This window comes from Xanthobacter variabilis (genome assembly GCF_043831965.2).
In the GTDB taxonomy this organism is placed as follows: Bacteria; Pseudomonadota; Alphaproteobacteria; order Rhizobiales; family Xanthobacteraceae; genus Xanthobacter.
In genome coordinates this window covers 3,278,129-3,296,597 of sequence record NZ_CM195533.1, presented here as the reverse complement: position 1 = coordinate 3,296,597, position 18,469 = coordinate 3,278,129, and the positions used below count along the sequence as shown (strand labels likewise).

The 18,469-nt window shown below is 64.9% G+C and carries 16 protein-coding genes, 1 tRNA gene and 1 riboswitch; of the genes, 7 read left to right on the top strand and 10 right to left on the bottom strand.

The window, feature by feature from the left end; all coding sequences use genetic code 11:
• Nucleotides 1–96 precede the first annotated feature (96 nt).
• The gene (locus V5F26_RS14380; protein WP_509210559.1) at nt 97–648 is read right to left on the bottom strand and encodes a histidine phosphatase family protein; all 552 of its coding nucleotides are present in this window, start codon (nt 646–648) and stop codon (nt 97–99) included.
• An 84-nt stretch (nt 649–732) separates the two neighbouring features.
• A riboswitch (adenosylcobalamin (AdoCbl) riboswitch) is annotated at nt 733–883 on the top strand.
• Nucleotide 884: 1 nt separating this feature from the next.
• On the opposite strand from V5F26_RS14380, the gene V5F26_RS14375 reads away from it, so the two are divergent.
• From V5F26_RS14375 to V5F26_RS14365, 3 genes are read left to right on the top strand one after another with little or no spacing between them, the layout of a single operon-like run.
• Entirely contained in the window at nt 885–1,094 is a 210-nt protein-coding gene (locus V5F26_RS14375; RefSeq protein WP_394946254.1) for a CbtB domain-containing protein, read from the top strand.
• 8 nt (nt 1,095–1,102) lie between these two features.
• A complete protein-coding gene (locus V5F26_RS14370) occupies nt 1,103–1,849 on the top strand; it encodes a CbtA family protein (RefSeq protein WP_394056833.1) in 747 nt (248 codons plus the stop codon).
• Nucleotides 1,836–2,510, top strand: a complete 675-nt coding sequence (locus V5F26_RS14365) for a hypothetical protein (protein ID WP_394946253.1) — start codon at nt 1,836–1,838, stop codon at nt 2,508–2,510. Before V5F26_RS14370 ends, V5F26_RS14365 begins: the two co-directional genes overlap by 14 nt.
• Before the next feature lie 91 nt (nt 2,511–2,601).
• Here the strand turns inward: V5F26_RS14365 and V5F26_RS14360 are convergent, their stop codons facing one another.
• Both V5F26_RS14360 and V5F26_RS14355 read right to left on the bottom strand, forming a co-directional pair.
• Nucleotides 2,602–3,426, bottom strand: coding sequence for an alpha/beta fold hydrolase (locus tag V5F26_RS14360; protein WP_394946252.1), 825 nt, complete (start codon nt 3,424–3,426; stop codon nt 2,602–2,604).
• 17 nt (nt 3,427–3,443) lie between these two features.
• Entirely contained in the window at nt 3,444–4,610 is a 1,167-nt protein-coding gene (locus V5F26_RS14355; protein WP_394946251.1) for an MFS transporter, read from the bottom strand.
• A 94-nt stretch (nt 4,611–4,704) separates the two neighbouring features.
• Between V5F26_RS14355 and V5F26_RS14350 the strand changes: the two genes are divergently transcribed.
• Nucleotides 4,705–5,193: a MarR family winged helix-turn-helix transcriptional regulator gene (locus V5F26_RS14350; RefSeq protein WP_234050406.1), complete on the top strand. Its 489-nt coding sequence runs from the start codon at nt 4,705–4,707 to the stop codon at nt 5,191–5,193.
• Between the two features lie 377 nt (nt 5,194–5,570).
• Here V5F26_RS14350 and V5F26_RS14345 read toward each other — a convergent pair.
• Nucleotides 5,571–5,647: transfer RNA gene (locus V5F26_RS14345), tRNA-Met, on the bottom strand.
• Nucleotides 5,648–5,918: 271 nt separating this feature from the next.
• Entirely contained in the window at nt 5,919–6,773 is an 855-nt protein-coding gene (locus V5F26_RS14340; protein WP_394056839.1) for an RNA methyltransferase, read from the bottom strand.
• Nucleotides 6,774–7,042: 269 nt separating this feature from the next.
• Between V5F26_RS14340 and V5F26_RS14335 the strand changes: the two genes are divergently transcribed.
• Nucleotides 7,043–8,254, top strand: coding sequence for an NADP-dependent isocitrate dehydrogenase (locus V5F26_RS14335; protein ID WP_234050404.1), 1,212 nt, complete (start codon nt 7,043–7,045; stop codon nt 8,252–8,254).
• A gap of 179 nt (nt 8,255–8,433) precedes the next feature.
• Here the strand turns inward: V5F26_RS14335 and V5F26_RS14330 are convergent, their stop codons facing one another.
• The 5 genes from V5F26_RS14330 to V5F26_RS14310 form a co-directional block, all read right to left on the bottom strand.
• Nucleotides 8,434–9,582, bottom strand: a complete 1,149-nt coding sequence (locus tag V5F26_RS14330) for a cyclic nucleotide-gated ion channel (protein ID WP_394946250.1) — start codon at nt 9,580–9,582, stop codon at nt 8,434–8,436.
• 160 nt (nt 9,583–9,742) lie between these two features.
• Entirely contained in the window at nt 9,743–11,467 is a 1,725-nt protein-coding gene (locus tag V5F26_RS14325) for a cation:proton antiporter domain-containing protein (protein WP_234050402.1), read from the bottom strand.
• Between the two features lie 278 nt (nt 11,468–11,745).
• Complete coding sequence (alaS, locus tag V5F26_RS14320) at nt 11,746–14,400, bottom strand: alanine--tRNA ligase (protein WP_394946249.1); 2,655 nt, start codon at nt 14,398–14,400, stop codon at nt 11,746–11,748.
• Nucleotides 14,401–14,613: 213 nt separating this feature from the next.
• Entirely contained in the window at nt 14,614–15,702 is a 1,089-nt protein-coding gene (gene recA, locus V5F26_RS14315) for a recombinase RecA (RefSeq protein WP_234050400.1), read from the bottom strand.
• A gap of 119 nt (nt 15,703–15,821) precedes the next feature.
• On the bottom strand, nt 15,822–16,685 hold the full coding sequence (locus tag V5F26_RS14310) for a tRNA nucleotidyltransferase/poly(A) polymerase-related protein (RefSeq protein ID WP_394946248.1): 864 nt from the start codon (nt 16,683–16,685) through the stop codon (nt 15,822–15,824).
• Nucleotides 16,686–16,787: 102 nt separating this feature from the next.
• Here V5F26_RS14310 and V5F26_RS14305 point away from each other — a divergent pair, with 102 nt between their 5' ends.
• Nucleotides 16,788–16,946, top strand: coding sequence for a hypothetical protein (locus V5F26_RS14305; protein WP_394946247.1), 159 nt, complete (start codon nt 16,788–16,790; stop codon nt 16,944–16,946).
• 50 nt (nt 16,947–16,996) lie between these two features.
• Nucleotides 16,997–18,244 carry a polysaccharide deacetylase family protein gene (locus V5F26_RS14300; protein ID WP_394946246.1) on the top strand — a complete coding sequence of 416 codons (1,248 nt, stop codon included), beginning with the start codon at nt 16,997–16,999 and terminating at the stop codon, nt 18,242–18,244.
• The last annotated feature ends 225 nt before the right edge of the window (nt 18,245–18,469 follow it).

Below are 18,469 nucleotides of genomic sequence, written 5' to 3'. Positions count from 1 at the left end.
CAGCCCCGCCTGCGCGGGCCGCATGCGGGGAGCGCCTCTGCTAGAGCATTTCGCCGTGCCGCGAAACGGCTCCGATTTCGTTTGTAAGCGCGGCCTTTATGAGGGTGGCGCGTTGAGGCCGCGCAGGGCCCAGCGGCGCCCATCGCAGCGCAGCGCGGTTCGGCTGAGGGGCTCGATATCCAGCCGCCAGAAGGCGTCCGGCGGTGAGCCGAGGGTGTGGAGCACGGCGGCGCGGATCACGGCGGCATGGGTCACGCACAGGGTGTGCCCGCGCCCCGCCATCTGGGCGTTGAGCCAGGCGCCGACGCGCGCTTGCAGCTGAGCGCGGGATTCTCCCCCGTGGGGAACGGCGTCCGGCGCCGAAAGCCAGAGGGCGGCGGCCTCCGGTTCGCGGTCGTGAATGTCCCGCAAAGCGCGGCCCCGCCACTGCCCAAGGTCGAGCTCGCGCAGAGCCGGCTCCACCGTGACGTCCTGCGCCAATGCCGCCGCCGTCTGCCGCGCGCGCAGCAGGGGGCTGGTAAGGCAGCGGTCCACGCGGCCCAGGCCCTCGCGCAGCACGGAAAGGGCGGGCAGCGCCGCCGCGTCCAGCGGCTCGTCGATGGGAAAGGCCATGGGCACAGCGGGTGTGCTCGGGCCGTGGCAAAGCAGGGTCAGGCGATGCAGCGAGGGGCCCTCCGCCGGAAAACGGGCATCGCAGGCGAAGCCATCGGTTGACAGCCGTCAACTGCGAAGCCTAGCTTGGCGCGTCGTTTGCGGGATTGGAAGCCGGTGTGAGTCCGGCACGGTCGCGCCACTGTAACCGCGATCCTTCGGGATCCGGAAGTCAGGCCTAATCCCAAACGACCATATCCGCCCAGTGGGACGCGCCATCCCGGGAGTGCACCATGTCTGACATTATCCTGAAGCCTGTAGCCCGGCCCGCGCCGATTCCGGTGGCGGAGATTCTGCCTTGGGCCGTATTCGCGGGCCTGATCCTGCTCCTTGCCATCTATTTCGTGGGTGCGGAGGAGGGGGCAACCTCGTTGATCTCGGGCTCCTACGTCCATGAATTCGTCCATGACGGACGCCATCTGCTCGGCTTCCCCTGTCACTGAGGCGCATCATGGTCGGAAATCTCTTGCTCCGCGGCATGATCGTCGGTGCCGTGGCGGGGTTGCTCGCGTTTGGATTCGCGCGGGTTTTCGGCGAGCCCGCGGTGGATCACGCCATCGCTTTGGAAGAGGCTGCGAGCCAGGCCAAGGGCGAGGCGCCCGAGCCTGAGCTGGTGAGCCGCGACGTGCAGGCCGGATTGGGCCTGTTTACCGGCGTGGTCACCTTCGGGGCGGCGCTTGGCGGTTTGTTTTCGCTCGCCTTTTCCTTCTCCTATGGCCGGCTCACGCCGCTGGGCCCGCGCGGGGCGTCCGCCCTGCTCGCCGCCGTGGGCTTCGTGGCGCTCGTCCTGGTGCCGGGGCTGAAGTTTCCGCCCACGCCACCGGCGGTGGGCAGCCCGGAAACGATCGTCGCGCGCACCCAGCTCTTCTTCACCATGCTGGCCCTGTCGCTGGCGGCAGTGGCCGTCGCGGTGGCGGTTGCGCGGCGCAGCTGGCGACTGGGGGCCTGGAATGCATCGCTGCTGGGCGTTGCGGTCTATGCCGCCCTGGTGGTGCTCATTGACCTCGCCCTGCCGGGCGTGAATGAGGTGCCGGAGCAGTTTCCCGCCCTGCTGCTGTGGGACTTCCGCATTGCTTCGCTGGGCATGCAGGCCATTCTATGGGCAGGGCTGGGCCTCGGCTTTGGCTTTGTGGCGGAGCGCTATCTGGCGAGCCTGCGGCCTGAGCGGCGGATCGCTTCGGCCTATGCCGCCCGCTGATGGGCGCGATGTGATGGGGCAGGGCGCGCGCGGGCGACGCTGGGTCGTCCGTGCGTGCGCGGTTCTGCTGCTGGTCTGCATGGGCCTTGGGCCTGATGGGGCGAGCGCGCATCGCGCCGTCGATGCGGGCACGCTCGCCGCGAACGGTCTGGTCATCCCAAGCCTCACCCATGGCGAGATGGCGGTGGTGGCGCGTCATGCGGGCGCCATCCGGGCCCTCGCCGGAAGCCAGCAGCGCACCGACCCCACGTTCCGCCGGCTGGCGAACTTCGCCGCCCTGCAGCGCACCTATTGCTTCTGGGGGCTGGTGCCGGGCAGCCTCACCGATGAGGATAATCCCTTCAATACCTGTCTCCACGCCTATCTCGGCGCGCTCCGCGCATTGCTTGTGCATATGCAGGAGATGCCGGGCGAGAGCGGCGAGGCGCGGGTGCTGGTCGGCCGGATCGAGCAGGAGATGGTGGCGAGCGAGGCGGCATCGAGCCTCTGTCGCAGCAGCGGCGCCGACTTCAACACCGCCGCCCTGATTGTTCCCGAATGGCGTGATGTTCTGGGCTATCCGCCCACGCTGCTGACCTTCGCCGGCCTCGCGCTCATGGTTGCCGCTGGTGCGTGGGGCGTATTTGGCATTCGGACCGCTCCCCCACGACGGCACGGCTGAGCCCGGGTTCCTGGCCCGGACCCACGCCTTTCACCGGCCGTGCACGACTCGATGGCGGACCCGCAAAGCCGGTGGATTGTCGCTGCGGGCGTCAGGCGTCCGCGGTGAGGTCGAATGCTGCAGGTTGCAGGAACTCCAGCAAAACGGCGGTGAATTCGTCCGCGGAGTCGGCGTTTGAGATGTGCGCGGCCCCCTCGATGATGGAGAGCGTGCTGCGCGGGGTTTGCTCCGCTATGCGGCGGCTCAAATCGGCTGGAGACATCCTGTCGAGGCCACCGGCGATGAACAGCGTGGGCATCGCAAGCTCGCCGAGGCGGTTGGAGACGTCGAAGGTTGTGATGCCGCGCGCCACCTGCGCGAGGGATGCGCCGTCGGATGTCGCCGCGATGCCATGCCACACCTGATAGGTGCGCAGGCCCTCGGCCGAGGCGCGGAACGCCGCCGACACCGAAACGAGCCAGTTCTGTTCAAAGCGCGTGATCGGACCATGCGGCTGCTCGAAGGCGGTGGCCCAGCCTTCGGCCATGGCGGCGAATTCCGGAGTCGCGGTCTTGTCGAAGCTGTTGGCGATGACCAGCCGCTGAATTCTGGACGGTTCACGCAGTGCCAGCTCCAGGGCCACCATGCCACCAAGGGACAGGCCGACCACGTCGAGGCTGTCGATGCCGAGGTGGGCGAGAAGCTGCTGCGTGTCGTCGGTGATGTCTGTAACCCCGAACGGACTGGAGAGAGGGGCGGATGCGCCGTGGCCGGCATGGTCTGGCACGATGACCCGATAGCCGGCCGCCACAAGCGCCGGGATCTGCGGTCCCCAGGCGCGGCCTGAATTGCTGATGCCGTGCAACAGTAGAATCGGCCGGCCTTCCCCGAATTCCATGAAATAGTTGCTCCGACCCCGGACGTCGTAATAGGCCACGTGAAGTCTCCTTCCAGTCACTTCGGGAATGTGATGTGCTCGCCCGGACGAAAGCGGGCGGCGAGGGCCCACAGAACCACGCACAGGGCGGCCATCAGCCACCACGCGGGCGTGAGGTCTGACAGGCTCTGGCGCAGGAGCCCGGCGACCAGCGGAAGGACGGCGGCAACCATATAGCCGCCTCCCTGGACAAAGGCCGCGATTGCGCCGGCGTCGCTTGCCCCTTCGCCATGGTCCATCGCCACGATCAGCCCAAGCGGAAATAGCGCACCGATGCCCAGCCCCGCGAGGAGCGCCGATGGCCAGGCGACAAGCAGCGGGGAAGTCGCAAAGCCCAGCAGGCCGAAAAACAGGGCCGCGATCGCGGTGAATATGGGGGGGCGACGGTCAACGGAGCGACTGACCCAGAAGGAGACCCCCAGGCCGGCGATCACTTCGGCGAGGGTGACAATGCCCAGCATCATGCCGGCGGCTTGCTCCGACCAGCCAAGGCCCGTGTAGAACGGCGGGAGCCAGGCGAGCACAAGCGTATAGGCGCCGGTCCCCAGCCCGAAGAAGGCCAGCAATCGCCAGGCCCGGGGCACCCGGGCGAAGGCGTGGTGCCGGACAGGGCGCGGAACCACGTCAGGGGCGCTCGTCGCGCTCCACCAGACGAGCCCGCCGACCAGCGCGGGAAGGGCCCAGATGCCCAGCGCCGCGGGCCAGCCATAGGCTTGCGCGATCCAGGGACTCGCCGTCCCCGAAAGGAAGGCTCCGCCCATGATCGCCGTTGAATAGACCCCCATCAGCCCGGCCGCCCGGCCGCCGGCGCGATGCCGAATGACGATCGGCAGGAGGGCCTGCACGATCGCGATGCCGATGCCGCTGAACACCGCCGTCAGCAGCAGCATCCCCGCGCTTGGCACTCCCCAGCGAGCCAAGTCGCTCAGGAGGATGAGAATGAGACCCAACGCAATGCCGGACCGTTCCCCCACAAAGGCCCTCAGGCGGCTTGAGGCGAGAAGGCAGGCACCCATGAGCGCGACGGGCACGGTGGTGAGAAGGCTGGCGGTGGTGTCGGAAAGCCCGGTGTCCCGTTGAATGATGTCGAGCAGCGGGCCGATCGCCGCCATGGTCGGACGTAGATTGATGCCCACCAGGAGGATCGCGGCCGTGAATAGATAGCGGCCTGAAAATATGGACATGACTCGCATCCTCCACCTCGCTTGCCGCAAGGCGGCGCTTCGCATATATCTTGACGTAAAGATATAATATCTTGACGTCAAGATAGGTGGCGTAATGGACCGAGCTGTGGTCGCGGCAGAGCAATGGGCGCGAGAGCGACCTGACCTGGATACTGGGCCGATGATTCTGTTGGGGCGTTTGGCCGAGGCGGCGCTGGTGGTGTCGCGGGACCGGCTTAATCCGGCATTTGCCGAGTTCGGCCTGCAGCCGGGGGAATTCGACGTTCTGGCCACCTTGCGGCGCAGCGGCTCCCCTTACGCCCTGACGCCGACGGAGCTCTACGAGGCTGCCATGATCTCGTCCGGAAGCATGACGAACCGGATCGATCGGCTGGAGAAAGCCGGCTTGGTGGCCCGCAAGCCCAACCCGGCCGATCGACGCGGGACTCTTGTCGCGCTCACGGCGGATGGGCTTGCGCTGATCGAAACGGCTGTTGATGCGCATGTGGCCAACCAGCACGCCATTGTCGCAGGGCTGACGCTGGAAGAGCAGGAGCTGCTTTCCCGCCTCCTCAAAAAGCTGCTGGATCTACAGCAGACCTAGCCCCACGCGGCATGGTCACGCCCCAGGTGGCGCAGCTGGGTAATGGCTGTCTTGTGGTGGGGCACGGCGGACAGTCCTCTGCCGTGCCCCCAAGACCGCCGCATGGCCAATGTTGGCACACGGTTTCAGGGAACGAACATTTTGCACTCTGGGTGATTCACATGGAGAGCCGACGCAGTCTCGGTGACACGCCAAGGGGTGCGAGGCGGCAGCTTGGATTTTTGGCGATCGGCTCCGATGGCGGATCTGGCCCCGGCGGAGATGGGGGAATCCCTGCGATTCACCGCGAAGAGGTCGCGACAGCGCAGGCGACCCAGCGCTGCACGGCCATAAACGACAAAACCCTCCGGCGAATATCGCACGGAGGGTTTTGTCTTTGGTTGCGGGGGCAGGATTTGAACCTGCGACCTTCAGGTTATGAGCCTGACGAGCTACCGGGCTGCTCCACCCCGCGTCAAGTCCGAAGTCGTTCGCCAGCGGCGTCGTCGTTCGGTGAGGCGTATGTAGCAACCCCCTGTCGGGAAGGAAAGGGCAGGCTGCCAAAAAAACGTCATAGCAGCCATGCCGTTGGCCTCTTCCTGTGGACGGAGCGGGACGGAGGCCCGCTCTTGCTCTGCGCAAACCGCTGCCATTGCTGGCTTGTCGCGTTCGCCGCCGCCGCGGCGGGGGGCGCCGGTGCCGCCCGAGATCGCCTGTGGATGACGCCGCGTGGTGGACGTGGACCCTCAATCGTCCGTCGGGCTGGGTGCGGTTTTGCCCTTTTCGGCGCGCCGTTCGGCGGCGGCGGCTTCGTGGGCGGCCTTGCGCGCCTCGCGTCCAGCGCGGCCCTCCACCAGCGAGGTGACGGCCCCGTGCAGCGTCGCCAGATCCTGCCGGGTGAGGCCGAGGCGATGAAAGATGTTGCGGATGTTCCGGGTGGTGGAGGGGCGCTTTTCTGGCGAACGGAAGAAGCCCGCCTCTTCCAGCGCGCCTTCCAGGTGATCGAAGAAAGCGAAAAGGTCCTGCTTATCCGCCAGCGGCGACTTGTCCGGCGCGGCGAAGGGCAGGGCGCCCGCGCTGGCGACCTTGAACCATTCATAGCTCGCGACGGCGACGCAGGTGGCAAGGTTGAGGGAGGCGAAGGCGGGGTTGACCGGCAGCGTGAGAATGGCATCGCATAGCGATACCTCCTCCGTATAGAGCCCGGTGCGCTCGCGGCCGAACACCAGCGCCACGTCCTCTCCGGCGGAAAGGTGCTGGGCGGTTTCCTGCGCCGCGGCGTCGGCGCCCATCACGGGCTTCGCCATGCCGCGCTCGCGCGCCGTGGCGGCAAACGCATAGCGAACCCCCACGAGGGCGGAACGCAGGTCGGGGAAAACCTCGGCTGCCTCCAGAATGCGATCGGCCCCGGCGCTGAACACCCGCGACTTCTCATTGGGCCAGCCTTCGCGGGGGTTGACGATACGCAGCCGGGCGAGGCCGAAATTGCCCATGGCGCGCGCGGCCGAGCCGATATTCTCGCCGAGCTGGGGCTCAACCAGGATCACCACCGGTCCACCGGCGATCCAGGGCTTGGTACTGTCCGTTCCGGAACCTGGCATTATCTTTCTCCGCCGGCGTTATTTTCATGGGCGGCCGGCTGCATCGAGTTTGTACACATTGTCATGCAATTCATGCGAAAGGCGGGGGCATTGGCGCTTTCGCTAGGTGGCACGCCGGTGCTATAGCGGCGCCCTGGGAGGATTGCCAAAGGGCAGGCGGGCCCGAACCGCGCGCGAATACGCGAGACGAGGACCCGGACCCAGGACCCCGAGGCGACTTCTGAGACGAATTCCATCCACGCGCAGAGCACCCCCGAAAGGTCGTCCACATGGCGAAGATCAAGGTGGCTAATCCGGTCGTCGAACTCGACGGCGACGAGATGACCCGGATCATCTGGCAGTACATCAAGGACAAGCTGATCCACCCCTATCTCGACATCGACCTCGAGTATTACGACCTGTCTGTCGAGAACCGCGACGCCACCAACGACCAGGTGACCATCGACGCGGCCAACGCTATCAAGAAGCACGGCGTGGGCGTCAAGTGCGCCACCATCACCCCGGACGAAGCCCGGGTGAAGGAATTCAACCTGAAGGAAATGTGGAAGTCGCCCAACGGCACCATCCGCAACATCCTCGGCGGCGTGATCTTCCGCGAGCCGATCATCTGCAAGAACGTGCCGCGCCTCGTGCCCGGCTGGACCCAGCCCATCGTGGTGGGCCGCCATGCGTTCGGCGACCAGTATCGCGCGACCGACTTCAAGGTGCCGGGCAAGGGCACGCTGACCATCTCCTTCGTGGGTGAAGACGGCACGAAGATCGAGAAGGAAGTCTACAAGTTCCCGGGCGCCGGCGTCGCCATGTCCATGTACAACGTGGACGAGTCGATCCGTGACTTCGCCCGCGCATCGCTGAACTACGGCCTGATGCGCAACTATCCGGTCTATCTCTCCACGAAGAACACCATCCTGAAGGCCTATGACGGCCGCTTCAAGGATATCTTCCAGGAGATCTACGACGCCGAGTTCAAGGAAGAGTTCACCAAGCGTGGCCTCACCTATGAGCATCGCCTCATCGACGACATGGTGGCCTCGGCCCTCAAGTGGTCCGGCGGCTATGTGTGGGCCTGCAAGAACTATGACGGCGACGTGCAGTCTGACATCGTGGCCCAGGGCTTCGGCTCGCTCGGCCTCATGACCTCCGTGCTCATGACCCCCGATGGCAAGACCGTGGAGGCCGAGGCCGCCCATGGCACCGTGACCCGCCACTATCGCGAGCACCAGAAGGGCAAGGAGACCTCCACTAACTCCATCGCCTCCATCTTCGCCTGGACCCGTGGCCTTGCCCACCGCGCCAAGCTCGATGGCAATGAGGAGCTGGCCGCCTTCTCCAAGACCCTGGAGAAGGTGTGTGTGGACACCGTCGAGTCCGGTTTCATGACCAAGGACCTGGCGCTTCTGGTCGGTGCCGACCAGAAGTGGCTCTCCACCACCGGCTTCCTGGACAAGATCTCCGAGAACCTGTCCAAGGCGCTTGCCTGAGGCATTCTTCGCGGATCAGTTCCGTGATGCGCGCATCGAACGCCGGCTCCCTCGAGCCGGCGTTTTCTTTTGTTTGGCAGTGTCGCCCTCGAGCGGCCGCGGCGAGAGTTCTCGGGTCGCGGCACTGGCGATCCGCGTGATTGCCGCGGTGCGGCGCGCGGTCGAAAGACGCGCGGAGCTCAGCTTGTCGGGCGTTTGCGGGGGTGGGGCACCAGGCGCCTCGGCCGGCGCGCATAGATACCCCCCGTGGGGTGCCCGGCCATTTCCGTCAGGCGGCGGCTGATATCCGGGTAGCGCAGGGTGAGCATGTTCAGCTCTTCTTCCTCGATGGCGAGGAGCTTGCTCTTGGTCAGCGCCCGCACCGGCTGCGCACTGCCATCCGTTCCCGGCGAGATGCCGAAAACGTCGCCAGCGCCTAGCCGCACCGTTCGTTCGCCACCGGTGGATTCCAGCTCGCCTTCCAGCACCACGAACAGGTGGCGCGCCCGCTCGCCGGGCCGAACAACCTGGCGCCCGCGATCGAAGCTGCGGGAATTGAAGAGCGGCAACAGGTCGCCAAGAACGCGCGCATCCAGGTCCGAAAACGGAGGCAGGCGTGAGAGCATGGAGAACGTCACCACGAAATTATGTTTCGAGATGACGTCCGAGAAGGAGCTGGCCACGATGGCGATGGGCAAGGCCAGCATGATGAGGCCGGTAACCATGGTCACCGCACCGATCATGCGGCCGATTGTGGTGATCGGAACTGTATCTCCATACCCAACCGTGGTGAGTGTCGTGATGGCCCACCACATGGATTCCGGAATGGAGCCGAACTTGTCCGGCTGCACGTTGCGCTCGACGAGGTACATGGCAGTTGCCGCGAGCAGCACGCCGGTCCACAGCAGCACAAGGCACGCAAGCAGGGCGTAGCGCTCGCGTTTCACGGCCAGATAGAGTGCATTGAAGCCCGACGAATACCGGGCCAGCTTGAGAAACCGCAGCAACCGCAGGACGAGGAGCGCCTGCGTGTCCATCGGGGCAAATTCCGCCACCAGAACCGGCGCGACCGCGAGCAGATCGATGATCGCCGCTGGTGTCGCCAGATAGTTGAGGCGTGCGCGCCACGCGGGCAGCTGCCGGCGCAGCGGATGTTCCGGCGCGACCCAAATGCGCACCAGATACTCAATTGAAAAGACGATGAGCGCGCAAAATTCGCCGAAGTTGAACCACCACTTTTCGTGCAGTTCAAAGGACGGCACCGTTCCAAGCACCGCACCGATGACGCTGACCAGCACCAGCAAGATGAGGAAGAAGTGCACTACATCCGCGGCGACGTCGCCGGGCATGTCGCGCTCCAGGATATCGAAGGTGCGCTGGCGAATTTGTTCCAGGCTCATCGCAGATCGTTCCCCGCGGAGGCCCGGACCGGCGCCCTGAGGCTTTGAGCCGGGCGGGGCAGAGACCCGCACCGCGGATTACGAGCGAAAGTCCTCGCCTGTAATGACTTCAAGTGGGTCGGCATCCGAAACGCTCAGCCTCTCTCGCCCGCGCCTCGGCCGTGCGGGTCGCCACTGCATCCGGGGGCATGCCCAAGGTGCCAAGAAGCTGCGCCACAAGCTGCAGGCTGCCTTCCACCGTCTCGGGAATGACGCCGGAAACCCCGTGACCGGCCAGCCGGCAGGCATGATCGGCGTCTTTCGCCCGAGCAAGAACGGGGACATTGCCCCAGCGGCGATGGATCACCTCCGCCATCCGCTCCGCTGCTGTGGGCGAATCAAGTGTCAGAACGAAGGCGATGGCGCCGTCCGCGCCCAGCCGCTCCAGAATCTCCTCACGGCCGGCATCGCCAAAATAGACCGGCCGGCCGCTGGCCCGCTCGATGGCAACGCGCCGCGGATTGCTGTCGACGGCGACGAACGGAACCTTTTCCCGCTCCAACGCCTCCGCCACCATTCCCCCCACTCGGCCAAAGCCGCCGATAATGACATGCCCACGGGGCGCATCCAGCGTGGGCACGGCGAGATGGTCGTGTGCCCGCACTTCCAGCTTCAGGCCCAGCTTGTGCCCCAGGCCCGAAAGCACGGGGGTCGCTGCAAGTCCGAGCCCGACCACTGCGATGACGATACCGGCATCGGCGCTGCCCAGAACGCCTTTCGCCACCATCAGGCCCAGCACGACCAAGGCAAACTCGCCCGTCTGCGCCAGCAAAATTGCAGCCTCCGCCGCTTCGGCCTGCCCTACACGCATGACGCGTGCAGCCGCGAAATTGAACACCGTCTTGATCACAAGCAGCGCGACAGTGCCCGCGAGTACGAGGTGAAGATGTGGCAGAACCGCGCGAAAATTCACGCTCATGCCGACCGTTACGAAGAACACGCCAATCAGCAGGCCCTTGAACGGTTCGAGATCCACCTCAATCTGGTGCCGATAGGCGGTTTCCGACAGCAGCATGCCCGCAAGAAACGCCCCAAGTGCGCCGGAAAGTCCCGCCGCGCGCGTGAAGGCAGCAGTTCCAACGACAACGACCAGGGTGATCGCCATGATGAGCTCGCGGGACCTGGTGCTGCCGGCGATACTCACCAGCGGCGCCATCACGAACCTGCCGGCCACGAGAATGACCGCGACCGCACCCAACGCCTTGGCCATGGCCGTGACCGCAAGGAGCAGAACGCTTCCGCCGTCGGCGATCAATTCAGTGGCGAGCAGGATGGGGACCACCATCAGATCCTGAAAGAGGAGCACGGCAATGACGAGCTGCCCGAGCGGCGCTAATGACCGATGTTCCTCAATGAGGATCTGAGTAACCACGGCGGTGGACGACAGTGCGAGCGCGAAGCCCAGCACCAACGCAACATCTGACTCAACAAATCCCGACAGTCCAACCGCGGACGCCAGCGCCGCGCCGCAGAACAGCACCTGCAGGCCGCCGATACCGAACACTTCCCGCCGAAGCGCCCACAGGCGGCTTGCTGAGAATTCGAGACCAAGCAGAAATAGGAGGAAGATGACCCCGAGCTCACCAAACGGTGCGGCCCGCTCTGGGTTTGAAATGGTGACGAAGCGCAGCCAGGGTACGTCCGCCGCCCAGCTCCCGAGCCCGTGCGGCCCCAGCACGGCACCGATGAGAATGAAGCCCACGACCGCGCCAATGCGCGCGCGGTGAAAGAGCGGCACCAAAATACCGGCTGCCAGGAGATAAACGAACCCGTCCTTGAGGAAGGCGTCACCCACAGCCGCTTCTCCTCACTCAAAACACTTCAGGAGTTGCATTAATATGTGTGGCGCCAGTCGCCCCACAGCGAAATCGCGACTTGCGAAGAGCCATCCAATCGCCATCACCGGGGTGATGGCGAGAGGTCGGCGGATCGGCGCCGGTCGCGAGACCGCTGCTCAACGAAGCGCACCTGGCACCTCCGCCGCGCTGATGTCTTTCTGGACGCGCGCTCGCCCGCAGCCGGGTTCACCAACGAGGCCGAGCGCGCCCACCATAATGGACCCACGCCGCACTTTCAGCCGGCGAGCGCTGCCTCGATCGCCGCGAGAGCCGCTTCGCATTTCCCACCGTCCGGACCGCCCGCCTGGGCCATGTCCGGCCGCCCACCGCCGCCCTTGCCGCCCAGAGCTTCGGCGCCGCGTCGAACCAGCGCCACCGCATCGAACCGACCGACGAGATCCGCCGTCACACCGACCACAAGGGACGCCTTTCCGTCTGCGGCGCTGTTTGCCACCGCAACGACACCGGACCCGATCTTGCTCTTCCCTTCATCGGCGATCGCCTTCAGATCCTTGGCATCCGCGCCGGAAATCGCAATCGCAAGATACTTCGTGCCGTTGACCTCAATGACCCGCGGCCCCTGATCCTCGCCTCCGCCGGCCATCGCCAACTTCTTGCGCGCATCGGTCAATTCGCGCTCAAGCTTGCGTCGATCCTCAACCAGAGCCGCAAGCCGCGCCTCGACCTCCGCCACAGGCGCTTTGAGGATCGACGCCGCACCCTGCAGGGCGGTATTCGCAATATTGAGGTGGTGGCGAGCGGCATCGGCCGTCAGCGCCTCGATGCGCCGCACACCAGAAGCGACAGCAGTTTCCGCAACAACGGAAACGATGCCGATATCGCCCGTCCGCCGCACATGCGTCCCACCGCAAAGCTCAATGGAATAAGGGGAGCCGTTTCCAGCGTCGGTGCCCATGGACACCACCCGGACTTCATCACCGTACTTCTCGCCGAACAGCGCGCGCGCACCCGACGCAATGGCGTCGTCCACTGCCATGACGCGCGTTTCAACGGGCTCATTGCGCAGCACGAACCTGTTGGTGATGTCCTCGACCTCTGCGAGCTCGCTCGGGGAAAGCGGCTTGGGGTGAGAAAAATCGAAGCGCAGCCGATCCGGCGCCACCAGCGAGCCCTTCTGAGCCACATGCTCGCCAAGCACGCGCCGAAGCGCCTCATGCAGCAGGTGAGTGGCCGAATGGTTCGCCCGCAATGCGGAGCGTCGGGCATGGTCCACTTCGAGCACCAGCGCGGCACCGTTCTTCAGCTCACCCGCAGTGACCTCAACCTCATGGACGAACAGGTCGCCGAGTTTCTTCTGAGTGGAAAGCACCCGCACGGCCACGCCGCCTTCGCCGCTCCACACGCCCGTGTCGCCCATCTGGCCACCGGATTCGGCGTAGAATGGCGTTTGGTTCAGCACGACTAGCCCGCGAGAACCGGCTTGCAGGCTCTCAACCTCCCCGCCATCCTTCAGTAAAGCGACGACAGCACCCTCAGCCTTTTCCGTCTCATAGCCAAGGAATTCGGTGGCACCGACCCTGTCGCGGATCTGGAACCAGACATTGTCTGTCGCCGCCTCACCGGACCCAGCCCAATTGGCGCGGGCTTCGGCCTTTTGGCGGGCCATCGCCGCGTCAAAAGCGCTAAGGTCCACCGAGATGCCGCGGGCCCTCAACGCGTCCTGCGTCAGATCGAGGGGGAAGCCGTAGGTGTCATAGAGCTTGAAGGCCACCTCACCGGGGAAGCTTGCACCCTGGACAAGGCCCGCGCTCTCTTCCTCGAGAATCGAGAGACCCCGCTCAAGCGTCCGGCGGAAGCGGGTTTCCTCGAGCAGGAGTGTCTCGCTGGCCAGCGCTTCGGCCCGCACGATCTCCGGGTAAGCCCGCCCCATCTCGCGCACGAGGGCGGGAACCAGACGGTGCATCAGCGGGTCGCGCGCGCCCAGAAGCTGAGCATGGCGCATAGCGCGGCGCATGATGCGACGCAGGACGTATCCGCGGCCCTCATTGGAGGGAAGCACGCCGTCTGCCGTCAAAAACACCGAGGCGCGCAGATGATCCGCGATAACACGGTGGCTTGCCTTCTGCGGCCCATCGGGATCGACGTTCGTGAGCTCCGCGACCTCCGCGATCAAGGCGCGCATCAGGTCGGTTTCGTAATTGTCATGCGTTCCCTGGAGGACGGCGGAGATGCGTTCCAGTCCCATACCCGTGTCGATGGACGGACGGGGCAGCACCAGCCGCTCGCCACCGGGGAGCTGCTCGTATTGCATGAACACGAGGTTCCAGATCTCGATAAAGCGATCCCCGTCCTCGTCGGGCGAGCCGGGAGGGCCACCGGGAATGTGCGGCCCGTGATCGAAGAAGATCTCGGAGCAGGGCCCGCATGGACCGGTATCGCCCATGGACCAGAAATTGTCGCTTGTTGAAATACGAATGATCTTGTCGTCGGACAGGCCTGCGATCTTCTTCCAAAGATTGTAGGCCTCTTCGTCCTCGCTATAGACTGTGACGAGCAGGCGATCCTTCGGCAGGTCGAACGAACCGGTGACCAGATTCCATGCAAGCTCGATCGCGCGATCCTTGAAATAGTCGCCGAACGAGAAATTGCCGAGCATTTCGAAGAAGGTATGATGCCGGGCTGTGTAGCCGACATTATCAAGATCGTTGTGCTTTCCGCCGGCGCGCACGCATTTCTGCGCGGTCACAGCGCGCGAGTAAGCGCGCTTCTCCATTCCGGTGAAGACGTTCTTGAACTGCACCATCCCCGCATTGGTGAACATCAGGGTGGGGTCGTTGTGCGGCACCAGCGGGGATGAGGAAACCGCCTCGTGCCCGTGCTTGACGAAGTAGTCGATGAAAGTCGACCGAATCTCGTTGACGCCGCTCATGTGCCGGCCACTACCTTTAAGAGCCGGACGCGCGAGACGCAGCCGGCGATGATCACCTCGAACGAAGCGCTCGCGCTGTCGCCCGGCTCCGCGCTCACCGCCTATGCAGGCGTCACACGAGCGAAACGGAACCGGGTTCGTTTACCGGCGAGCCCGGCGCTTGTCCAGAAACCCTTGAACTCTCCGCAGCCCGCGGGCGGGCCCGCGGTAAGGTCAGCCCTCCGCTGGCTCTTCGCCATCGGCATTCTCCTCCGGAGTGCCGACGAGAATTTGTTCCGCGATCAGCCCCGCATTTTGGCGGATTGCCGCTTCGATCCGGCCAGCCACCTCGGAATTCTGACGCAGGAAGGTCTTGGCGTTCTCTCGACCCTGGCCGAGGCGCTGACTGTCGTAGGAGAACCACGCGCCTGATTTTTCCACCACGCCGGCACGCACGCCGAGATCGAGCAATTCGCCCATCTTGGAGACGCCTTCGCCGTACATGATGTCGAACTCAACCTGCTTGAATGGTGGCGCGAGCTTATTTTTCACCACCTTCACGCGGGTTTGGTTGCCCACGACTTCGTCACGCTCCTTGATCGAACCGAAGCGGCGAATGTCGAGCCGCACGGAAGCATAGAACTTCAGCGCGTTACCGCCCGTGGTGGTTTCGGGCGAACCGTACATCACGCCAATCTTCATGCGAATCTGGTTGATGAAGATGACCATGGTGTTGGACTTGGAGATCGACGCGGTGAGCTTGCGCAGAGCCTGGCTCATGAGCCGGGCCTGCATGCCGGGCTGGTTGTCGCCCATCTCACCCTCAAGCTCCGCGCGCGGCGTGAGGGCTGCTACAGAATCCACCACCAGGACGTCGATGGCCCCAGAACGCACCAGGGTATCGGCGATCTCGAGCGCCTGCTCGCCGGCATCGGGCTGGGAGATCAGGAGGTCGTCCAGGTTGACACCCAGCTTGCGCGCGTAGACCGGGTCGAGAGCATGCTCGGCGTCGATGAAGGCGCACGTGCCGCCGCGCTTTTGGGATTCGGCGATCACGTGAAGGGCGAGGGTGGTCTTACCGGACGATTCCGGGCCGAAGATTTCGACAACGCGGCCCTTCGGAAGGCCGCCAATGCCAAGCGCGATGTCGAGGCCCAGCGAACCCGTGGGAATGCTCTCAATTTCCAGCGCTTTGCCGCCTTTGCCCAGGCGCATAATCGAGCCTTTGCCGAAGTGGCGCTCGATCTGAGAAAGCGCGGCATCGAGAGCTTTGGTCTTGTCCATGGAAGAACCTTCGACGAGTCGGAGTGTCGCCTGAGTCATCGCCGCGCTCCAGTGCTGGCGCAAGGGGAAATGAGATCCCCCCTTATGTACTTGCTTTGTTCCTTGTTCGCAATATGTTCTAATCGGCGAGGAGGTGGGGGCACAGTTGTAGTTTCGGTTCAGTCGTCGTCGGACCAGCGCTCGGAGCGGAAGGCTCGGGCGATCGCACCAGCGCGGGCGGTCATCAGTTCCTCTGGCGTCTCAAAGCTTTCGGGGGAGAGCGGCGCGCAACTCGCCAGTGCCTTTTCGAGAATCCGGGCTTTGGGATACTCGGGCTCACTGCGTCCGCCGTGGCCGTAATAGTCACAGCGCGCCACGCTCATAAGGCGGGAGAAACGCGTCGGGTTGTCGAAGGCGTCGATGCGCGCGAGCATGGCGGCGATCGGTCCGGCGCGCACGGCAGAGGTGCGGTGCACGCGCTCGCACTCCTTCAGCGCCAGCATTGCAAGGTCGCGGCAGCTTTCGGAAACGCCGAAGCGCTTAGCCATGGCGGCAACGCGCGGTGCGCCGCGCTCAATGTGCCGGTAGTGGGCGGGCAGGTGCTCTTTGGGAGAATCGGACTTGCCGGCATTCATGACCAGCAGCGCGAAGCGGACTTCAAGCGGTGCGTTAACGGAGGCCGCTTCGTCCAGGGAGCGCAGAAGCAGCTCGCCAAGATCGACCTCGCCGGGGTCGTCGGCGATCTGCGGTACGCCGAACAGGGCATCCAGCTCCGGCAGGATAATCTCGAGCACGCCGCAGGCCCGCAGCGCACGCAGCATGGCCGAGGGTTTCGCGCCCATCAGGCCGCGCTCCAGCTCGCTCCAGATCTCGACCGGGGGCAAGCGGTCCAACGCCCCGATCTCCATCTGTTCGAACATCGCGTCGAGGGTCTCGTCGTCCGCCTCCGCGCCGTCGGAGAGCAGGGCGGCGAAGCGCAGCAGACCAAGGCCCGGATGCAACTGCACCAGGTCGGACGGGAATGGAGAAGTGTCGCGATCCATCTTTCAAGTGGATCACCATGTGCCATCGCAGTGCAAGACAAGAGTGGAGCCCGCCGCAACTTCGACCGGCTCCAGACGACGGAAACGCGGCGATGTCGGCGGATGCATGTCATCGCGGCGGTATTATCGTCGGTCGCGGATGCAGGGCTGCATTGCACCCATGTGTCGGGTGGCGGGCAAAACTGGGCCGCGATGTTCGCCAAACCGTTGCCGTTCCGGGCCTCGCAGCTGTTGCAAGAAGGCATCGCGGATCGTTTTTGATATGGCTGGACGACATAAGTTCATAATTTGTCCATAGAGCAGGACTGAGAGTGCGCTATGGTTTTTGCGAAATCGTACAGGAAGCCGGCATTGTGAGAGTTCTTGTGGCCATGTCTGCGTTTCTGGCGTCGGGTGCGCTCGGTCTCGGGCTTGCATTCAGCCAGATTGTGTCGCCCGCCCCGGCGGGGGACGTCGCCGCGGTGCCGGTTATCTCCAGTGCCGCCCCTGTTGCAAAGCCCGCCCAGCAGCCCACTTCGGGGGCCGCTGCGCCCGCAACCAATTCGTTCGCGCATGGCGCAAACGGCTCGGCGGCGCAGGCGGCAGCTGCCGCGGCGCTTCTGTCCGCGCCCGTCGCGGGGGCCGGTGCGTCGGCTGCTGCTTCAACGGTCGCACAAAGTTCGACTGCCATGAACACGCCCTCGATGAGCGCGCCCATGGCTGCCGCCCCTATGGGGGAGGGGACGCCCCCTGCCAATGCGGCCAACAGCTCCGGTCACCGTTTCCCGGCCTATACGTCGGCCAACGTGGACGGGCCCTACATCGCCATAACCTTCGACGACGGGCCCAACCCGGAAACCACCCCCAAGCTGCTGAAGATCCTGGAAGCGCGGGGCATAAAGGCGACGTTTTTCGTGGTCGGCACGCGAGCTTCGGAGAATCCGGAGCTGCTGCGCCGGATGGCCGAAGCCGGGCACGAGATCGGCAACCATTCGTGGAACCATCCGCAGCTGCCGAAGGTCAGCGTGCAGGAGGCCGATCGGCAGATCAGCCAGACCTCGGCCGCGATTCATGCCGCCATCGGCAAGGACCCGATCTATCTGCGCCCGCCCTATGGCGCGATGAACAACACGCTGCGCAAGCACATCGAGGACAAGTTCGGCCTCGCCATGGTCTATTGGTCCGCGGATTCTCTGGATTGGAAGAACCGCGATACCCAGTCCATCTATGACAAGGTGATGGCCCAGACGCGCCCGGGCGGCATCATCTTGATGCACGACATTCATGCGACCACGGTGGCGGCTGTTCCGCGTGTGGTGGATGCGCTGATCGCGAAGGGCTATAAGTTCGTGACCGTGTCTGAGCTGATTGCCATGAACCGGCCGGTTCCGCGCAAGGAGGAGGTGGCGTCCCTGACGCCGCAGCCGGCGCGCAAGAAGCCCAAGCCCCAGGCCGCCAGCGCATCCGCCAAGCCCGCAAGTGCGGCTTCTGCCAGTAGTGCGGTCGCGCCGCGTCCCGCCAGCGCGACGACCAAGCCGCGCCCGCCGGCGGCGGTCTCCACGGGCACGAGCCTCTTCTGAGCCCGGCCTTCGCCAAACATCCGTTCAAGTGGTTTCGGTCGTCGATTGCTTCATGCGAACGACGACCGAAATCATTTTAGCGGCGTGAGGCGGGCCATCAGGGCACCCGGAGAGCCTGGTCTCGGTCCCCCGCGAATCAATGCTGATGTTGCAGAAGAGTGACAGCGTCAAATCCGCATCCCCTATTCGGGGGATGCGGCGGTTGCCGAATTGCGGCAAGGGTTG

Bases quoted from the DNA above. Each gene is read 5' to 3' on its own strand.
- V5F26_RS14310 (WP_394946248.1), bottom strand. From the start codon at position 16,685: ATGGATCGCGACACTTCTCCATTCCCGTCCGACCTGGTGCAGTTGCAT.
- V5F26_RS14365 (WP_394946253.1), top strand. From the start codon at position 1,836: ATGCCGCCCGCTGATGGGCGCGATGTGATGGGGCAGGGCGCGCGCGGG.
- V5F26_RS14375 (WP_394946254.1), top strand. From the start codon at position 885: ATGTCTGACATTATCCTGAAGCCTGTAGCCCGGCCCGCGCCGATTCCG.
- V5F26_RS14370 (WP_394056833.1), top strand. From the start codon at position 1,103: ATGGTCGGAAATCTCTTGCTCCGCGGCATGATCGTCGGTGCCGTGGCG.
- V5F26_RS14335 (WP_234050404.1), top strand. From the start codon at position 7,043: ATGGCGAAGATCAAGGTGGCTAATCCGGTCGTCGAACTCGACGGCGAC.
- V5F26_RS14305 (WP_394946247.1), top strand. From the start codon at position 16,788: ATGCATGTCATCGCGGCGGTATTATCGTCGGTCGCGGATGCAGGGCTG.
- V5F26_RS14340 (WP_394056839.1), bottom strand. From the start codon at position 6,773: ATGCCAGGTTCCGGAACGGACAGTACCAAGCCCTGGATCGCCGGTGGA.
- alaS (WP_394946249.1), bottom strand. From the start codon at position 14,400: ATGAGCGGCGTCAACGAGATTCGGTCGACTTTCATCGACTACTTCGTC.
- V5F26_RS14350 (WP_234050406.1), top strand. From the start codon at position 4,705: ATGGACCGAGCTGTGGTCGCGGCAGAGCAATGGGCGCGAGAGCGACCT.
- V5F26_RS14355 (WP_394946251.1), bottom strand. From the start codon at position 4,610: ATGTCCATATTTTCAGGCCGCTATCTATTCACGGCCGCGATCCTCCTG.
- V5F26_RS14330 (WP_394946250.1), bottom strand. From the start codon at position 9,582: ATGCCCGGCGACGTCGCCGCGGATGTAGTGCACTTCTTCCTCATCTTG.
- recA (WP_234050400.1), bottom strand. From the start codon at position 15,702: ATGACTCAGGCGACACTCCGACTCGTCGAAGGTTCTTCCATGGACAAG.